Below are 17,805 nucleotides of genomic sequence, written 5' to 3'. Positions count from 1 at the left end.
AGCTAATATTCTATTGTTCTTTTAAATGGAGGAAGCGAGTCCAATAATGATTTTCCGTAGCGTTTTGAAACGATTCGGCGATCGAGAATCACGACTCTACCAGAATCACGCTCTTTGCGCAGCAATCTCCCGACGGCTTGGATCAGCTTTTTGCTGGCTTCAGGAACGGTTATCTGAATAAAAGAGTTTCCACCTCGCTTCTCTATGTATTCGGCGTGAGCTTGCTCAACTGGAGAGGTTGGTACTGCAAACGGAATTTTTGTGATCACCAGATTCTCCAAAAGTTCTCCTGGTAAGTCTAGCCCTTCCGAAAAGCTACTGGTGCCAAACATTACGCTCGTTTTACCACACTGCACTAGCATTTTATGTTTATTTAGAATTTCCGTGCGTGATATTTCACCTTGGACTTGCAGCGCCCAGCCTCGTTTAACAAAATCTGTTGATATTTTTTCAGCCACTTCGCGCATTTGCCAGTAAGAAGCAAATAGCACTAAATTAGCTTTGTTTGGCTGAATAAACTCAGCGAGACGCTCTACCAGATAATCAGTATACTCTTTCGCTTGCGGTTCAAAACGCATTGCTGGAATGAGTAACTCGGCCTGATTTTGATAATCAAACGGTGAAGCGAGTGCTAGGAAACGTGTGCCATCTTCTGCCTTTTCACTGATCCCTGCTTGCGAGCAAAAGTAGCTGAACGAGTTAAGAGCTCGCATCGTCGCAGAGACTAAGATTGCGCCTATGCAGCGGCTCCAGATCTGTTGATCAAGTTGCCAACCAATTTCTAGCGGTGAAACGTTAACAATGAAATCACCTTCACGTTCAGGGTGAATTTCAAGCCAACGTGCCAAAGGGGCTCCTTTTTCTCGCTTGGGCTCCGCCATCAGCAACCATACTTGGGCAAGGTTCTCTAAACGCTGAATATAAAAGCCTAATTCAGTCAGTGCTGGTTCTGCCAACCGAGCGGCGAGTTCGCCTTCCTTAACTCGTTCAGCAATCAAGTCCGCAATTTTAGCGACGGATTGATTGGCTTTTTGAGAGAGCCGCTTCAGGGTTTTAGACTCTTCTTCAAGCCATTGTGGCAGTTCTCCATGCTCAAAACGGTATCGCTTTTCTTCAAATTGTTCGGGTACAAACTGCTTTGTCAGTTGGCTCAAGCTTGGGATAAGTTGTTGCAGTGTCTCTTGCAGTTCGTTACGAAAACGTGCCACTCGTTTTTCTTCGGCTAAGCTTGAAAACTTGGTTACGGATTGATTGAGTTTTTCCAACCAACTAGCTGCGCCTTTCAAGCTTGCGGACGCTGAAGAGTGATCTCGTGCTACATGAGGTAAGTGGTGTGCTTCATCAAAAATGTAAATGGTGTTTTCGGGCTCAGGCAGAATGACACCACCGCCAAGGTCAGCATCCGCCATGACCAAGCTGTGGTTGGCAATAATGACATCGGCTTTATCCAGTTCCGAACGCGCCTTTTGAAAAGGACAATCTCTGTGGCCAGCAAAGCTACCATTACAACTATGCTTATCACTAACAATCAGTTGCCATAACTCATCTTTAATCGCTTTTGGCCACGAGTCGCGATCACCGTTCCATTTTCCTTGAGCCAGTTTTTCATACATGGTGGTGAATAATTCAACGTCTTTTTTTTGTGGCTTTGATTCGAACAGAGCAATTTGTGATCCATCTACCCCACACGCAGCCGCGAGTTTTTCGGTGCAACAGTATCGTTGACGTCCTTTGGCAAGGATAAAAGAGAATTGACGATCAGTGATGCGTCTAAATAAAGGCAAATCTTTGCTGATCAGTTGTTCTTGAAGTGCCACTGTGGCTGTCGAAACAACAACCTTTCTATTATTCAACACTGCAACAGGAACCGCCGCCATTAAATAGGAGAGTGATTTCCCTATTCCTGTACCCGCTTCAGCAATCAAGATTCGGTTGGATTTGTGATATGAACCACACAATGTTTTTGCAATTTCAGCAACAAGATAATTTTGTCCTCGACGAGGAATGAAGTTTTCGAGCTGAAATTGCAGGTTTTGATAACTATCCCGAATGGATTTTTGGATTTTTGTTGTAAGCATACACAGACCTAAATAGCAGAGTGCCTAGTCTAGCACAGTTCACTAAAGGATACGCAGTTCACGAAATCGTATGCTTTTAGATCAAATCTAGATCTTGTTCACAAAAAAAAACTGAACCTTCAGGAACTTATGTTTAATTCTCATTGTGAAAAATATAAAACTACTTATTCGGTTAAATGATGACCTCAATATCTATTTAATCTTGCAAAACTAAATTTTAGTGGTGTTTGATTCTGATGTTTCATGATTGTTAGTTTTTAGATTGAGTGATGTTTTTGCTTGGTAGTCGCCCGTAATTTTATGAAAATATCATGTAACTATATGTTTTTAATTATTTTTACCTTTATTTTTGTTTATTTTTTAGGATATTTGACATGCAGGATAATCTTTTGCAATCTAATCCTTGAGATTTAATGGCGGCAACGAACCGAGTTTAAATTTGGAAGTTGCCAGCAAAAACAAAGGGAACCGGATAAGGAATTCCCATACATAAGAAAAGGCAGTGGATTAATTATGAAAAAGACTCTATTAGCACTATTGGTTGCTGGTGTTGCTACATCTGCACAAGCGAAGGTTGAATTATTCAAAGATGACGCTTCTTCTGTATCTGTGAAGGGTGAAATTGCGACCTTTCTTTATACAAGTGATACTGATGATAAAACAGCAGCAAATAACGATGTGAAAACTGACTTAGACGTTAACGCATGGGCTAAGGTTCAATTTGACTTTTCTCACAAAGTGACTGACACGTTGACTGCTGGTGGTACTTTTGAAATTCAAAGCGGTACTTGGATTGATGGAAGCAAAAACGACGCAGAGTTTGACGACGTTGCTGCTTATTTAAAAGGTAATTTCGGCCTAATTGGTATTGGTGAAATCGGTGATGTATCTGACTCTAATGATGCTGTGTCAAAAACGGACATTTTGAATGAATTAGATAACAATTACTTACCAGCTTATGCCAAGGATAGTACAGGTCACGGTATTTCTTACACTAAAGGCTTTGGTGGCTTAACATTGGTTGTTGATGCTTATACTGAAGCTGCTGAAAATACAGACAGTGTTTTTGGTTTGAGTGCAAACTATGCAGCAGAGATTTTCTCTGTTGGTGCGATGTATCAAAATTGGGGTGACAAACAAGGTTCATACCAAGATAAATCTTCTATGGCGATCGCAGCTGACGTGAATCTAGGCAAAGTAACTTTGGCTGGTTCTTATAACGTAGTGTCTGTAGATACTGTAAAAGATGTTAAAAACACGACTCTAGCTGCAACGTTTGCAGCGACTGATTCTTTCTCTATTTACGGCGTTGCGGGTATGCAAGATGACGGTAGCAAAGATGATGGTCAAGAGTTTATCCTAGGTGCGTCTTACGCTGCGTCTAGCTTACTTACTGCATTCACTGAGATCGCAACTCGCGATAATCACGGTAATGCAGATAAAACTGAAATCTTAGTAGGTGCTTACTTCGATTTCTAATTTTTGAAATTGATTACTATAAAAGCCAGTACATAGTACTGGCTTTTCCATTTCTGGAGTGCGTCTATGTTTATTTATCGACTTCTTAGCTTTCTTTGTATAGCCCTAATTACTGCCCCAACGTTATCTGCAACATTGTCTACAGATTCAAGCATTACGTTGTTAGTCGTGAATCTTGAAAAGGTTACCGAGTCACCACAGGCACTGCCTGATGGTTTAAATCAATTAGTTGTCCAATATAAAGGGCGAATTCGTGATGGAGCTAAGCGAGAGGCGATTTCATCTATCCCTTACGTTATCACTTTGATGACTAAACCTGATGATCATTTACATATCAAATTTGTTGCTAAAGATTTAAGTGACTATCAGCAGCGCTTGCAGCATGGTGATGATCTGTTTGAGTTAACCGTGAATGATTTACCTTCAGTAGCTATTATTGATATTTTGCCTGGTAAGAAGGGCTTTCTCCCATACGGTGATCCTGTATCTCTATTGCATGATTACAATCAGCAGAATGGCATAATGGTAGATTCGGGAAAAGTACGAGCATTAAAACAAGAATTGGCTGAAGTTGAAGAACAAGCTGACCCTATCCAAGGCTCGGAAAGCGAAGCTATTTTACAGCTAAAACTTTGGTATGGTCGTGCAACAGAGCAAGATAGAAAAATATTCCACCAGTGGCTAGGACAAAAGTAAGGTTGCTCATTTACAATCAATAGCCAAATATAAGAAATGGATTGTAGTCAGGATAGAAAACTAATCATATTGTAAACCCTTTTCTGCATAGAAAAGGGTTTTACTTTGAGTACCCTATCCACAACACTTCTTAAATTTCTTGCCGCTACCGCACTGACATGGGTCATTTCGTCCTAGCTTCGTTGGTGTGTTCTCCTGTGGAAATTCACCGTCAACGTAGAACCAGATACCATTTTCTCGTATAAATCGTGAACGTTCTTGCAGACAAAATTGCTGTTGATTCTGTGTGTAATAGGCTTTGAAATGAACGAAGCCTTCATTTTCGTTGTTGCGGATACTTGCGGAGATGACGTCTAGCCCACACCATTGACTGTTGATTGATTCTTCAATCATGTCGCGTTGCTGTGGTGCATTGCAACTCGGATGATAGGTATTGATGACGAAATCAACCAAGCCCAGAACATGGGCACTATAGCGGGCTCTCATCAGTTGTTCTGGATAGATGGCTAAAGCTGAATCACTGTGGATTGGTTCACAACAGTGTTGGTAATCTAAATGGCTACCACAATAGCATTGGCTCATAAATCCTCTCAAATTGCCCATTCATATAAGACGGGGAAGTTTAAGGAGATCTAAACTCGATGTCTACTCAGGAGTGGACACCCAGTAAATCGGCTGTCCATTTCACAGCTTCGTTGTAACACTCTTTCACCACGGGCTCTTCGATATTTAACGCATGAGCAATTTTCTCAACCTTTTGCCAGTCAGCCTGTTCATAAGCTCGAGTTAATTCAAGTACCAGACCTAATTCTCCTTTCCCCTCTATTAGTGCAAGTTTAACGTATTCGTCGATAGGCATCTCTTCCATGATACTTTCTAAAGGTTGATCAAGTAGGCTATCGAGTAGCGAAAACATTCCTGTCAGGAAGGCCGAACCGGGTTCGACGTTCATTTTTGCTTTCACACCAATCAGCTCGCAATATCTTGCCCTTTGAATGGATAAGCCATACAAATAATCCGGTTTAGATTCTTGCGTCGAAGCAATCGCAACCAAGGAGATGAACTTTCTCAATCGTTGTTCACCGAGATAAATCAGCGCTTGTTTAAATGAATGGATCTTTGAACTGACTGTCGCGGATGAGTTAACAAAGGTTAACAGTTTATAAGATAGGGTCAGGTCGGTGGCGACAAGCTCCTCAATGGCTTTGTAATCTAGGTTAGATTTGGCTATTTCTTTGAACAGTTGTACCACAGTAAGAAATGCGGGCTCTAACGCTTTGCGCTGTAACATCTCTGGTTTGCTAAAAAAGTAGCCTTGAAAATAGGTAAAGCCCGCCTTTTTAGCTTGCTTAAACTCTTCATCAGTTTCTACTTTTTCAGCAAGGAACTCAATTTTCGTTGCGCCAAGTTTTTGAATAAAGTGAGCGGCTTTTTCAAGGGAAACAACACGGATGTCAAATTTGATAATTGACACATAGGGGAAGAAGACGAGCCAGCCTGAACTGGGTACAAAGTCATCAAGCGCAATTCGGTAACCAAGCTTCGCCATCTTTTTAATTGCTTCTAATAACTCTAAAGTTGGTTTGCAATCTTCCAATACCTCAACGACCAAATTTTGCGCAGGAAAAAGCGTAGGCACGAGGTTAATCAGGCTTTGATAAGGAAAATTGACAAACCCTAAATGCTTACCCAGCGTATTGTAATGAGTGGATAAAAAATGATCAGAGAGTAACCGGCTCGTTGCTAAGTCTGGGTCTATATCTGGAAAGGTGTTCTTAGGGCCGTCTCGAAATAGCAGCTCGTAGCCGATAGTTTTTCGGTCACGATCGAGTATAGGCTGTCTGGCGATATAGGAGTATTTCAAGGCAAGACTCTTATCTAATTATTGATATCATTGATATTACTTATTATAGCTTAGCTTTTAATACGAACAATTAATAGTATCAGAGTGCGACTTGGCATCAGTTTTTAGAACTAAATGGCCGAGTTTGCAGTTCGTAACCATCATTAGCATAGACTAAGACTGAGCCTTGAGTGTACCAGTCACCTAAAACAATTCGCGTTGCGGTGCCATGAAGTTGATTTCTGTGATGAATCTCTGGTCGATGGGTATGGCCATGAATTATTAAATCGACCCTATACTGGGTCAGAACTCTATCCACTTCACTTTGTGTGACATCCATAATATCCATAGATTTCATTTGCTTATCATTATGGATGCCCGACTGTACTTTACCCACAATACGAACCTTTACAAAAAATGGCAGCCGATTAAATACCCATTGTAGCCAAGGCTGGTGAACCTTCTTTCGATAGGCTTGATACTTTATATCGTCAATACAGAGTGTATCACCATGCAACACCACGGCTTTTTTCCCGTAAAGGTCAATTACTTGTTCTTCTTGGAGAAGAGTGATTCCGGTTTCTTTCGCAAATCGTTTGCCAAGCAAGAAGTCGCGGTTTCCTTGAGTAAAATAGCAAGGAACCCCTTCGCGAGTCAGTTGCTTAAATTCCGATTTTATTTGGTTGGCGAAAGGTGAATTATCATCGTCACCTATCCAAAATTCGAAAAGATCGCCAAGCACGTACAGTGCATCGGCATGAATGGCTTCTTCGCGCATGAAACGGATAAAACAGTCAGTGATATCTGGTCGAGAAGGGCTTAGGTGTAAATCAGAAATAAATAGTGTATGCATAATAAAAATAAGGAGCGCATAGCGCTCCTTTTACCGTTACTCTTCGATGGTTGTGCCAGAAATGAACACTTCTTCTAGTGGAACATCTTGATGCATGCCCATAGAGCCTGTGCTCACGGCTTTTATTTTGTTCACAATATCCATACCTTCGATCACTTCAGCGAACACGCAGTAGCCCCAGCCATCTCGGCTTTCTGAACGAAAATCTAGGAATGTGTTGTTGTTCACGTTGATGAAAAACTGAGAACTTGCAGAGTGTGGATCCATAGTGCGCGCCATGGCAAGAGTACCGATCTTATTGCTTAGGCCATTGTTGGCTTCGTTTTTAATCGTTGCGCGAGTTGTTTTTTCTTTTAGGCCAGAGGTCATGCCGCCGCCTTGAATCATGAATCCATCGATAACGCGGTGGAACAGAGTGTTATCGTAAAAACCGTCACGGCAGTACTGTAGAAAGTTTGCGCTTGTTTCTGGTGCTTTTTCTTCATTAAGTTGAATTTTAATATCACCAAAATTCGTGTGAAGGATGATCATGATAGTTACCTTTATCTATTTTTCGTTGAGGCCCGGATTTTAACTGAACTTTGGACACATTCAAATCAACAAATGTCTTTAGGGGCCGTATTATTGCGAGAGAATAAGGATGACCAAGCTAGGCTAGAGTTGTTATACTGTGAAGCCATTTTAGTTCAAACAGTTATTAGATAGAGATCATGCTGAAAATATATAACTCAATCACTAGACAAAAAGAAGAATTCAAACCAATTCATGCCAACAAAGTGGGTATGTATGTCTGTGGAGTCACCATTTATGATCTCTGTCATATTGGTCATGGTCGCACCTTCGTTTCTTTTGATGTGATTTCTCGCTACTTGCGCTACTTAGGCTATGACCTTACATTTGTGCGTAACATCACTGATATTGATGACAAAATCATTAAACGTGCTGCCGAAAATGGTGAATCTTGCGATTCGCTAACCGAGCGCTTAATCGCAGACATGCATGCAGATTTCGATGCATTGAATATGAAACGTCCAGATGTCGAGCCTCGTGCAACCGCTTATATCCAAGAAATCATAGGCTTGGTGCAACGACTGATTGAACGCGGTTTTGCTTACGTTGCTTCTAATGGCGATGTGATGTTTGAAGTCAACAAATTTGACGAATACGGCAAGTTATCCAAACAAGATCTCGATCAGCTTCAAGCGGGCGCTCGTGTTGATGTTGATCTTGCTAAGCGTAGCCCACTTGATTTTGTGTTGTGGAAAATGTCGAAGCCGGGAGAGCCCACTTGGGAATCCCCATGGGGAGAAGGACGCCCAGGCTGGCACATCGAATGTTCGGCGATGAATTCAGCGATTTTGGGTAACCACTTTGATATTCATGGTGGAGGCTCTGATTTGCAGTTTCCTCACCATGAAAATGAAATTGCTCAATCATGCTGCGCACATGACACTCCCTATGTGAACACATGGATGCACAGTGGCATGGTGATGGTGGATAGAGAAAAAATGTCTAAATCATTAGGGAATTTTTTCACAATCCGCGATGTACTTGCTCACTATGATGCGGAAACGGTGCGCTATTTCTTGATGTCGGGCCATTATCGCAGCCAATTAAATTACAGCGAAGATAACCTAAAACAAGCGCGTGCCTCGCTAGAGCGTCTATACACAGCGTTGAGAGGGTTGGATTTAACCGTAGCAGTTGCAGGTGGTGAGGAGTATGTCAGTCGCTTTACGATGGCGATGAATGATGACTTTAATACGCCAGAGGCTTATTCCGTCTTGTTTGATATGGCACGTGATATCAACAAGTTGAAGACAGAAAATCTTCAGCAAGCCAGCGCTCTTGGCGCACTTATGCGTGAGCTTGCCGATGTGATTGGCATTTTGCATCAAGATCCAGAAGCGTTTCTTAAAGGGGATGCTAATGGCGACGAACAAGTGGCTGAAATTGAAGCTTTGATCAAACTGCGTAATGACTCACGTGCAGCAAAAGATTGGGCTAATGCTGACGTGGCACGCGATAAGTTGAACGAACTCGGCATCATTTTAGAAGATGGCCCAAGTGGGACTACTTGGCGTCGTAAATAATCAGGCAGTTAACTTGTCGATGATGGGCTTGAACTTTATTGGTTAAGCCCATTTTGTTTTTCGTCCACGATTAAGGTTTTCATGTCAATTATTTTAGGTATAGATCCCGGCTCGCGAATCACAGGTTATGGTGTGATCAGGCAGCATGGACGATATTTGTACTATCTTGGTAGTGGATGTATTCGTACCTCCGAAAAAGAGTTACCTGGGCGGCTCAAGCAAATTTACGCTGGCGTGACGGAAATCATCACACAGTTTCAGCCTGATGTTTTTGCCATCGAGCAAGTATTTATGGCAAAGAATGCGGACTCAGCACTCAAACTCGGGCAAGCAAGGGGCAGTGCTATTGTGGCGGCGGTGAATGCGGATCTTCCAGTCTATGAATATGCCGCTCGACTGGTTAAACAATCTGTAGTTGGTACGGGTAGTGCTGATAAAGCGCAGGTGCAACATATGGTCCAGCAAATGCTCAAATTATCGGCTAAGCCACAAGCGGATGCCGCTGATGCTCTGGGTGTGGCAATTTGTCATGCGAATACCAATAAAACCTTGATTGCGTTAGCTGGGCGGGCAAGCAGTGCTAAAAAAGGCCGATATCGCTGAAAAACCGATCTCGAGCGAGGTGGTATTTTTCTACTGGCTATACATCCAGTTATTTATTATCATCCGAGTCAAATAACCTCATTTCTCTAAGGAATTTCCTGTGATTGGACGTCTTCGCGGCATTCTGATTGAAAAGCAACCTCCAGAGCTATTGATTGAAGTCGCTGGCATTGGTTATGAAGTCCAAATGCCAATGAGTTGCTTCTATGAACTCCCTAAATTGGGCGAAGAAGCGGTCATTTATACCCATTTTGTGGTCCGAGAAGATGCGCAGCTTTTATATGGTTTCAACACGGTAAAAGAGCGAGCTTTATTTCGTGAAGTGATTAAAGCGAATGGCGTAGGGCCAAAATTAGGCTTGGGTATTTTGTCCGGAATGACGGCCGGTCAATTTGTTTCATGCGTTGAGCGTGAAGATATCTCCACATTAGTTAAGCTTCCTGGCGTGGGTAAAAAAACCGCTGAACGTTTGGTTGTTGAGATGAAAGATAGGCTGAAAGGTTGGGGAGCCGGTGACCTATTCACTCCCGCTACTGACGCTGCGCCAGTCGATAACAATTCCTTGGAAGCGCTTACGAGCAATGCAGAAGAAGAAGCGATCAGTGCGTTACTTTCTTTGGGTTATAAGCCTCAACAAGCTTCTAAAGTAGTGGCACAAGTAATGAAAGCTGACATGACCAGTGAAGCGCTGATTAAAGAAGCCTTGAGAGCAATGGTATGATTGAAGCTGATCGCTTAATTGCTCCTGATAGCCCTATTTTTAAAGATGAAGATATTATTGATCGCGCGATTCGTCCCAAAAAATTAGCGGATTATCGTGGCCAAGATCATGTACGCAATCAAATGGAAATCTTCATTAAAGCGGCACAAATGCGCAGCGAACCACTCGACCATCTCCTGATTTTTGGTCCTCCAGGGCTTGGGAAAACAACATTAGCCAATATCGTTGCCAATGAGATGGAAGTGAATATCCGCACAACTTCTGGTCCGGTATTGGAAAAAGCAGGTGATTTGGCGGCATTACTGACTAACCTTGAAGAGAACGACGTTCTTTTTATTGATGAAATTCATCGATTAAGTCCAGTGGTTGAAGAAATTCTTTATCCCGCAATGGAAGATTACCAGCTCGATATAATGATTGGCGAAGGTCCAGCCGCTCGGTCCATTAAAATCGATTTACCCCCTTTTACGCTGATTGGGGCAACAACTCGCGCTGGCTCGTTAACCTCACCCTTGCGTGATCGCTTTGGTATTGTACAGCGCCTTGAGTATTACAAAATTGATGATCTACAGTACATAGTGCAAAGAAGCGCGGACTGTTTAGGATTGTCGATGGAAGCGGATGGTGCACTTGAAGTGGCAAGGAGAGCAAGGGGAACGCCTCGGATTGCCAACCGTTTATTGCGCCGAGTTCGAGATTACGCTGAAGTGAAAGGTAACGGGCACATATGTATAGAGACTGCAGATAAAGCGCTAAACATGTTGGATGTTGATACCCAAGGTTTCGACTATATGGATAGAAAGCTATTACTAGCGATTATGGACAAATTTGGCGGTGGCCCTGTTGGTCTCGATAACCTAGCTGCTGCAATCGGCGAAGAAAAAGATACCATTGAAGATGTGCTAGAACCCTTTCTTATCCAACAAGGTTATTTACAACGGACACCAAGAGGACGAATGGCGACCGATCGCGCCTATCTTCACTTCGGAATTGAAAAATAAGTTTACACCTCACCGTCATTTTTAGGTGGTAAGCACAAAGTGTGAACTACATCTTATTTATGATAATTTCCTTATCACTAAAGAGTTAATGATGTGAAGTGTATTGTTAACTCTCTGTGTAATTCGTTGTATTAATTTCTATCCCTTTCACTAAATACTCACAACAATTTCATTCTTCCTTTGATGTGGATCATTTTGTTCTTTTTTTGTTCAGATTTGCCGCGTGAAAATTGATGTAAATCAAGGCGTTTTTCTCCCATAAATCTTTTGAAACAACCTGCATTTAGAAGTAGTATTAGTCCCAGCTATATTAGCTGATGCTTAACAATTAACTAACCATAACGGTACATGCTTGCAACAAAATTCTGATATTTTTCAACATTTGATGAGGTTATATCACTGATGAATTTTGAGGAATTTTAACCCGTTTAGCATGTCAAAAGTGTCATTCAGCCGGCACAAAGGAGTTACCATGATTGACGTCGTTGATCTATCGCGGTTGCAGTTTGCACTGACAGCGATGTATCACTTCCTGTTCGTTCCATTGACTCTAGGTATGGCTTTTCTTTTAGCCATCATGGAATCTTTGTATGTAATGACTGATAAGCAAATCTATAAGGACATGACAAAGTTCTGGGGTAAGCTTTTTGGTATTAACTTTGCCCTTGGGGTGGCCACTGGCCTCACTATGGAGTTCCAGTTCGGTACAAACTGGTCATACTATTCCCACTATGTAGGTGACATTTTTGGCGCCCCTCTTGCGATTGAAGCACTTGTAGCCTTCTTTTTAGAATCAACCTTTGTCGGTTTGTTCTTCTTTGGTTGGGATAGACTATCAAAACGCCAGCACTTGGGCGTGACTTGGTTGGTTGCTTTGGGGTCCAATTTCTCGGCACTTTGGATCTTGATTGCGAATGGTTGGATGCAAAACCCAGTCGGCGCAGAATTCAATTTTGAAACTATGCGTATGGAAATGGTCAGCTTTGCTGAAGTCGTTTTCAACCCTGTCGCTCAAGTAAAATTTGTGCATACCGTCGCTTCTGGTTACACCACTGGTGCGATGTTCATTCTTGGTATTAGTTCATATTACTTGCTGAAAGGCCGAGACGTTGCGTTTGCACGCCGCTCATTCGCTATCGCTGCATCATTCGGCATGGCCGCTATTTTGTCCGTGATTGTGCTTGGTGATGAATCAGGATATGAAGTAGGTGAAGTTCAAAAAGTGAAGCTGGCTGCGATTGAAGCTGAGTGGCACACGGAACCTGCACCGGCTGCATTTACACTGTTTGGTTTGCCTAACCAAGACGCCATGCACACCGATTATGCAGTAAAAATTCCATACGTGATGGGTATTATCGCTACACGTTCTCTCGATACTGAAGTCACAGGGTTGCGTGATTTACGTGATGATCACGTCGATCGCATCCGTAACGGTATGTATGCCTATGGTTTACTAGAAAAACTTCGTGCGGGTGAAAAATCTCAAGCGAATATGGATGCATTTGACGAAGTGAAAGGTGACTTAGGTTATGGTTTACTTCTTAAGCGCTATACCGAAAAAGTGACGGACGCAACGGAAGAGCAAATTCAAGCCGCCGCCGATGATTCAATTCCAACCGTATGGCCACTATTTTGGTCATTCCGTCTGATGGTCGGTGTTGGTTTTGTGATGCTATTTGTCTTTGGTGCAGCATTTATTCAAACTTGCCGTCAGAAAATTGAGCAAAAACAATGGGTACTTAAAGCCGCCTTGTTCAGTATTCCTCTACCGTGGATTGCAATTGAAGCGGGTTGGTTTGTTGCTGAATATGGCCGTCAACCATGGGCTGTTGGTGAAATATTGCCGACCAATGTTGCCGCTTCTGCGCTAACTCTGGGCGAATTATGGACCTCATTGTTTGCGATTCTTGCACTGTACACTGTGTTCTTGATTGCTGAAGTTTACCTGATGGTTAAATTTGCTCGTAAAGGGCCTAGCAGCCTGAAAACTGGTCGTTATCACTTTGAGCAAAACGCAAACTCTGTTGAAGACAAAGTTAGCCGTCAAGTCGAAGCATAAGGCAGGGAGATAGAATAATGTTTGATTACGAAATCTTGCGACTAATTTGGTGGGTGCTGATCGGCGTACTGCTGGTTGGTTTTGCAATCACAGATGGTTTTGACATGGGCGTTGGTGCTCTTGTTCCCGTCATTGGTAAGAATGACAGTGAGCGTCGTGTCATGATCAACTCTATTGCCCCACACTGGGATGGTAACCAAGTTTGGCTTATCACGGCAGGTGGTGCACTGTTTGCGGCTTGGCCGTTAGTCTATGCGACATCATTTTCCGGATTTTATTTGGCTATGATTGTAACATTGGCTGCATTATGGCTTCGTCCGATTGGTTTGGATTACCGTTCAAAAATTGAAGATCCAAAGTGGCGTAATACTTGGGATATCTGTATTTCAATTAGTGGCTTTGTACCACCAGTCATCTTTGGTGTTGCCTTTGGCAACTTACTACAAGGCGTGCCATTCCAACTCAGTGATTTCATGATGCCAACGTATCACGGTTCATTTTTTGGTCTGTTGAACCCATTTGCTCTGCTTTGTGGCTTAGTCAGCTTGTTTATGATTATTTTACAAGGTGCCGCTTGGCTACAGATGAAAACCACCGATGAGCTGCATGCACGCGCTCGTGGCGTCGCTCAACTAATGGGCTTGTTGGTTGCTGTTACTTTCGTCGCTGCAGGGTTTTGGATCCAAAACATCGATGGTTACGTGATTACCAGCGTAATTGATACACATGCTGCATCAAACCCACTCAATAAAGAAGTGATACGTGAGGCGGGGGCGTGGATGGCTAATTTCAACGCTTACCCATTACTATGGATCGCACCAGCTTTGGGTGTTGCCATGCCACTACTTGCTGTGTTGGCGTCGCGTTTTGAAAAAGGTGGTCTCGCATTCTTGGCTTCTAGCTTAGCCAATGCGGGTGTGATTTTCACCGCTGGTTTTGCGATGTTCCCATTTATCATGCCTTCAAGCTTAGTACCAAGTAACAGCTTGACCATGTGGGACTCAACATCGAGTGAATTGACGTTGAACTTAATGACAGTGGTCGCTTTTGTAATGGTACCTATCATTCTTGGTTACACCACTTGGACTTACTACAAGATGTTTGGTCGTCTTGATAGCAAGTTTATTGAAGAAAACAAAAACTCACTTTACTAAGGAGCATAGATATGTGGTATTTCGCATGGATTCTAGGTGTGCTTTTAGCTTGTGCATTTGGCATCATCAACGCTCTTTGGTTAGAGCATTCTGAAATGATGGACAAAGACAGTGAGTAAACTTGCAATGCAAGTCACTGAGTACCATAAACTGGTTGATAAGACTCTGCTCAGAGTCTTATCGCTCTTGCTTGGTTTTTATCATATCGCCATGATTATGTGGGATCCCGAGTTGTATTCTCAGAGCATTGGTGGTTTTAACGCGGTTATTTCACCACTCATGATATGGGCGCTGTGTGCAAGTATGGTTTTTGGTGTTGGCTTTAGACCACGCAAATGGTTTTGGCAATTATTGTTTAGCCCCTACATTTCATTATCGATCTTAATTTACCTAACGATTATTCGACTAGTTTGATATTTACTGTGTATGAATAACCTGTCGAAGGTTGATTAACGACCCACATTAGTGCTGCCTCTTTGAGACAGCACTAATTTTTTGTTTCAAGTTTTGTAAAAGTCCACTCAATGCTTGTACTAACGTCAATGAGTTGCGTTATAGTATCCGCCTAAATCTGTATATGTGTTGGAACCTTTGTGCAAAATACAGCCTCAGCCTTTCATTGGCCTGTAACGATTTACTATGAAGATACGGATGCTGGTGGTGTCGTCTATCACTCAAACTATCTTAAATTCTTTGAACGAGCCCGAACTGAAATGTTACGCGCAGTTGGAGTGTCTCAGCAGACGCTTTTGCAGCAGAACATTGGTTTTGTGGTCAGGCACGTTGACATCGATTTTCTACAAGCTGCACGTTTAGACGATATGCTGGCGATAAATACTGTGATTTTGGCGTTGAAAAAAGCCTCACTGATCTTCTGTCAGGAGCTCGTCAATCCTGAAGGTAAAGTATTGTGTAAAGCAATAGTTAAGGTAGCATGCATCGACAATCAGAACATGAGGCCCAAAGCGATGCCTCAATCAATAATTTTGGAGTTAACCCATAGTGACTGCTGATATCTCAATTCTCGATCTGTTTTTGCAAGCCAGCTTATTGGTCAAGATGGTGATGCTAATCCTTTTGGGGATGTCTATCGTTTCGTGGGCGATGATCATCAAACGTAGTAAAGTCCTTTCCCAAGCAGAAAAGAACGCTGATGCTTTCGAAGACAAATTTTGGTCTGGTACTGACTTATCCGTTATTTATCAAGATGTCAAAAAGCGTAAAGATGAACTTTTGGGTACAGAAGAGATTTTTTATTCTGGCTTTACCGAATTTGCACGTTTACGCAAGACTAACGCCACTTCACCTGATTTCATCATGGAAGGGACGGGACGTGCGATGCGAGTTGCTGTCGCAAGGGAAGTGGACGAGTTAGAGACCAGTCTGCCATTTCTAGCGACCGTGGGTTCTATCAGCCCATACATTGGATTATTTGGTACGGTATGGGGAATCATGCACTCATTTATTGCGTTAGGTGCGGTGAAGCAAGCGACGTTAGCAATGGTGGCTCCTGGTATTGCAGAGGCGCTGATTGCGACCGCCATGGGTTTATTTGCGGCTATTCCTGCGGTGATGGCTTACAACAGGTTGAGCAATAAAGTTAGCAAATTAGAGCATAATTACGCCACCTTTTCTGAAGAATTTCATAGCATTCTTCACCGCCAAGCGATGGCTGGTAGGGAATAGACGATGGTGGGTTACCAGCGTAAAAAGCGCAAGTTGACAGCTGAGATTAACGTTGTCCCTTATATCGACGTTATGCTCGTGTTGCTGATTATTTTTATGGTGACATCACCGTTTGTCACTCAAGGCGTTGATGTCGAGCTTCCTAAAACCACCACTTCAAAGTCAGCGGCTGAGCTGAAAGGTGATAGTGATAGTAGTTTTATCATCGTGGAAATAGATAAAGAAGGTCGTCTCGGGTTGAGCGTAAATAATGAGGAAGTCGAGCGGGGTCTTTCGCTGCAAGATGTCATCATTAGAGTCAAAGCAGAGCTGTCGTTGAAACCGGATTCACCGGTTGCGGTTGGCGGTGATGCTGCAACGCCTTATGCAGAAGTGATACTGGTTCTGGATGAATTGAATCGTGCGGGCATTTCAAAAGTAGGTCTGCTAACCGAAATTAAAGGATAGTTTGTACTGTTCATGAAAGATCATAAATCCAAAAAAAGTGATTACAAAAAGCCCATCATTATCTCGGCTGTTTTGCATATAGTGTTGATCATTGCTTTGTTATGGGGTTCGGATTTTAGCCTAACTAAGCCCGAGCCTGCAGGGCAGATGGTTCAAGCTGTGGTGATTGATCCACAACTGGTACAAAAACAAGCCCAGCAAATTCGTAACCAGCGTGAAGCTGCTGCCAAAAAAGAGCAGGATCGGCTGGATAAGTTACGCCGCGAAAGTGAGCAGTTGGAAAAAAACCGCAAGGCGGAAGAAGAGAATATTCGCCAACTAAAAGAACAACAAGCTCAGGAAGCGAAAGCGGCCAGAGAAGCTGAAAAGCAACGTGCCGAAAAAGAACAAGAGCGTAAAGTGGCAGAAGAACGAGCTCGTAAAGAAAAAGAGCGAGCGGTAAAAGCGGAAACGGAACGTAAGATAAAAGAAGAAGCGGTAAAAAAAGCAGAGCAGGAGCGCATCGCTAAAGAGGCTGAAATTGCGAAAGCGGAAAAAGAACGCATTGCCCGTGAAAAAGAGGCAGAACAAGCTAAAGAGAAAGCTCGTAAAGAGCGAGAAGCAGCAGAGCGAGCCGAGAAAGAGCGAATAGCCAAAGAACAAGAGGCGAAGAAAGCGGCCGAAAATGCAAAAAAAGAGAAAGCACGTCTAGAGAGATTGGAGCGTGAACGCAAAGAACAAGAAGCGGCGCTGAATAACATTTTTTCTGGGTTAGAAACAGAAGCAGAGCAAAATAGTTCAGCTCGTTCTCAATTTGTAATGAGTGAAGCTCAGCGATATGGAGAAATTTATGTGCAGCTCATTCAACAAAATTTGCTGATTGAAGACAGTTTTAAAAGTAAACAGTGCAAAGTGAACCTACGGCTCATTCCAACGGGAACTGGAGCAATAGTCGGTAATCTAAGCATTATTGATGGTGACTCAAGGTTATGCGCGGCGACAAAACGTGCTGTGGCGCAGGTGGGGACGTTTCCGCTGCCCAAAGATGATCTTGATGTAGTCAATCAATTGAAAGACATTAATTTAACTGTAGAACCAAATTAAAAGGAAAAG

The 17,805-nt window shown here is 42.8% G+C and carries 19 protein-coding genes; 14 read left to right on the top strand and 5 right to left on the bottom strand.

The annotated features are described in order from the left end of the window. Window positions 1-2: 2 nt before the first annotated feature. Window positions 3-2,078, bottom strand: a complete 2,076-nt coding sequence (dinG, locus tag AACR75_RS00495) for an ATP-dependent DNA helicase DinG (RefSeq protein WP_047688327.1) — start codon at window positions 2,076-2,078, stop codon at window positions 3-5. 513 nt (window positions 2,079-2,591) lie between these two features. On the opposite strand from dinG, the gene AACR75_RS00490 reads away from it, so the two are divergent. Further along, window positions 2,592-3,557 (top strand): porin, encoded by a 966-nt coding sequence (locus AACR75_RS00490; RefSeq protein WP_052190321.1) that lies wholly within the window; start codon window positions 2,592-2,594, stop codon window positions 3,555-3,557. A 66-nt stretch (window positions 3,558-3,623) separates the two neighbouring features. After that, window positions 3,624-4,253, top strand: a complete 630-nt coding sequence (locus tag AACR75_RS00485) for a DUF2057 family protein (protein ID WP_047688325.1) — start codon at window positions 3,624-3,626, stop codon at window positions 4,251-4,253. A 114-nt stretch (window positions 4,254-4,367) separates the two neighbouring features. Here AACR75_RS00485 and AACR75_RS00480 read toward each other — a convergent pair whose 3' ends face one another. The 4 genes from AACR75_RS00480 to AACR75_RS00465 all read right to left on the bottom strand — a co-directional run bounded on the left by AACR75_RS00480 (window position 4,368) and on the right by AACR75_RS00465 (window position 7,480). Then, on the bottom strand, window positions 4,368-4,835 hold the full coding sequence (locus tag AACR75_RS00480; protein WP_047688323.1) for a YchJ family metal-binding protein: 468 nt from the start codon (window positions 4,833-4,835) through the stop codon (window positions 4,368-4,370). Window positions 4,836-4,902: 67 nt separating this feature from the next. Beyond that, on the bottom strand, window positions 4,903-6,117 hold the full coding sequence (locus tag AACR75_RS00475; RefSeq protein WP_047688321.1) for an EAL and HDOD domain-containing protein: 1,215 nt from the start codon (window positions 6,115-6,117) through the stop codon (window positions 4,903-4,905). A gap of 97 nt (window positions 6,118-6,214) precedes the next feature. Then, complete coding sequence (gene lpxH, locus AACR75_RS00470) at window positions 6,215-6,949, bottom strand: UDP-2,3-diacylglucosamine diphosphatase (protein WP_047688319.1); 735 nt, start codon at window positions 6,947-6,949, stop codon at window positions 6,215-6,217. A 36-nt stretch (window positions 6,950-6,985) separates the two neighbouring features. Further along, entirely contained in the window at window positions 6,986-7,480 is a 495-nt protein-coding gene (locus AACR75_RS00465; RefSeq protein WP_010319203.1) for a peptidylprolyl isomerase, read from the bottom strand. Between the two features lie 179 nt (window positions 7,481-7,659). Here AACR75_RS00465 and cysS point away from each other — a divergent pair, with 179 nt between their 5' ends. From cysS to tolA, 12 genes are all read left to right on the top strand, one after another. Then, complete coding sequence (gene cysS / locus AACR75_RS00460; protein ID WP_047688317.1) at window positions 7,660-9,042, top strand: cysteine--tRNA ligase; 1,383 nt, start codon at window positions 7,660-7,662, stop codon at window positions 9,040-9,042. 81 nt (window positions 9,043-9,123) lie between these two features. Further along, window positions 9,124-9,645, top strand: a complete 522-nt coding sequence (gene ruvC / locus AACR75_RS00455) for a crossover junction endodeoxyribonuclease RuvC (protein ID WP_013856565.1) — start codon at window positions 9,124-9,126, stop codon at window positions 9,643-9,645. Between the two features lie 100 nt (window positions 9,646-9,745). Next, a complete protein-coding gene (gene ruvA / locus AACR75_RS00450) occupies window positions 9,746-10,366 on the top strand; it encodes a Holliday junction branch migration protein RuvA (protein WP_013856566.1) in 621 nt (206 codons plus the stop codon). Beyond that, the gene (gene ruvB, locus AACR75_RS00445; protein ID WP_047688314.1) at window positions 10,363-11,367 is read left to right on the top strand and encodes a Holliday junction branch migration DNA helicase RuvB; all 1,005 of its coding nucleotides are present in this window, start codon (window positions 10,363-10,365) and stop codon (window positions 11,365-11,367) included. The genes ruvA and ruvB overlap by 4 nt, the downstream gene beginning before the upstream one ends. 472 nt (window positions 11,368-11,839) lie before the next feature. Continuing rightward, window positions 11,840-13,426, top strand: coding sequence for a cytochrome ubiquinol oxidase subunit I (gene cydA, locus AACR75_RS00440; RefSeq protein ID WP_047688312.1), 1,587 nt, complete (start codon window positions 11,840-11,842; stop codon window positions 13,424-13,426). A gap of 17 nt (window positions 13,427-13,443) precedes the next feature. Continuing rightward, window positions 13,444-14,580 carry a cytochrome d ubiquinol oxidase subunit II gene (gene cydB, locus AACR75_RS00435; RefSeq protein WP_013856570.1) on the top strand — a complete coding sequence of 379 codons (1,137 nt, stop codon included), beginning with the start codon at window positions 13,444-13,446 and terminating at the stop codon, window positions 14,578-14,580. Between the two features lie 11 nt (window positions 14,581-14,591). Next, on the top strand, window positions 14,592-14,699 hold the full coding sequence (cydX, locus tag AACR75_RS00430; RefSeq protein WP_000270284.1) for a cytochrome bd-I oxidase subunit CydX: 108 nt from the start codon (window positions 14,592-14,594) through the stop codon (window positions 14,697-14,699). Then, window positions 14,692-14,994 carry a cyd operon protein YbgE gene (gene ybgE, locus AACR75_RS00425; RefSeq protein WP_013856571.1) on the top strand — a complete coding sequence of 101 codons (303 nt, stop codon included), beginning with the start codon at window positions 14,692-14,694 and terminating at the stop codon, window positions 14,992-14,994. Before cydX ends, ybgE begins: the two co-directional genes overlap by 8 nt. A gap of 179 nt (window positions 14,995-15,173) precedes the next feature. Continuing rightward, window positions 15,174-15,593, top strand: coding sequence for a tol-pal system-associated acyl-CoA thioesterase (ybgC, locus tag AACR75_RS00420; protein WP_047688309.1), 420 nt, complete (start codon window positions 15,174-15,176; stop codon window positions 15,591-15,593). Further along, on the top strand, window positions 15,583-16,266 hold the full coding sequence (gene tolQ / locus AACR75_RS00415; RefSeq protein WP_013856573.1) for a protein TolQ: 684 nt from the start codon (window positions 15,583-15,585) through the stop codon (window positions 16,264-16,266). The genes ybgC and tolQ overlap by 11 nt, the downstream gene beginning before the upstream one ends. Before the next feature lie 3 nt (window positions 16,267-16,269). After that, the gene (tolR, locus tag AACR75_RS00410; RefSeq protein ID WP_013856574.1) at window positions 16,270-16,713 is read left to right on the top strand and encodes a protein TolR; all 444 of its coding nucleotides are present in this window, start codon (window positions 16,270-16,272) and stop codon (window positions 16,711-16,713) included. 12 nt (window positions 16,714-16,725) lie between these two features. Then, window positions 16,726-17,796 (top strand): cell envelope integrity protein TolA, encoded by a 1,071-nt coding sequence (gene tolA, locus AACR75_RS00405; protein WP_047688307.1) that lies wholly within the window; start codon window positions 16,726-16,728, stop codon window positions 17,794-17,796. Window positions 17,797-17,805 lie beyond the last annotated feature (9 nt).

Origin of the sequence: Vibrio sp. ZOR0018 (genome assembly GCF_963865925.1) — a bacterium.
Classification (GTDB): domain Bacteria; phylum Pseudomonadota; class Gammaproteobacteria; order Enterobacterales; family Vibrionaceae; genus Vibrio; species Vibrio anguillarum.
Note: the sequence above shows the minus strand (reverse complement) of the source record. Positions and strands in the feature narration are given on the sequence as shown.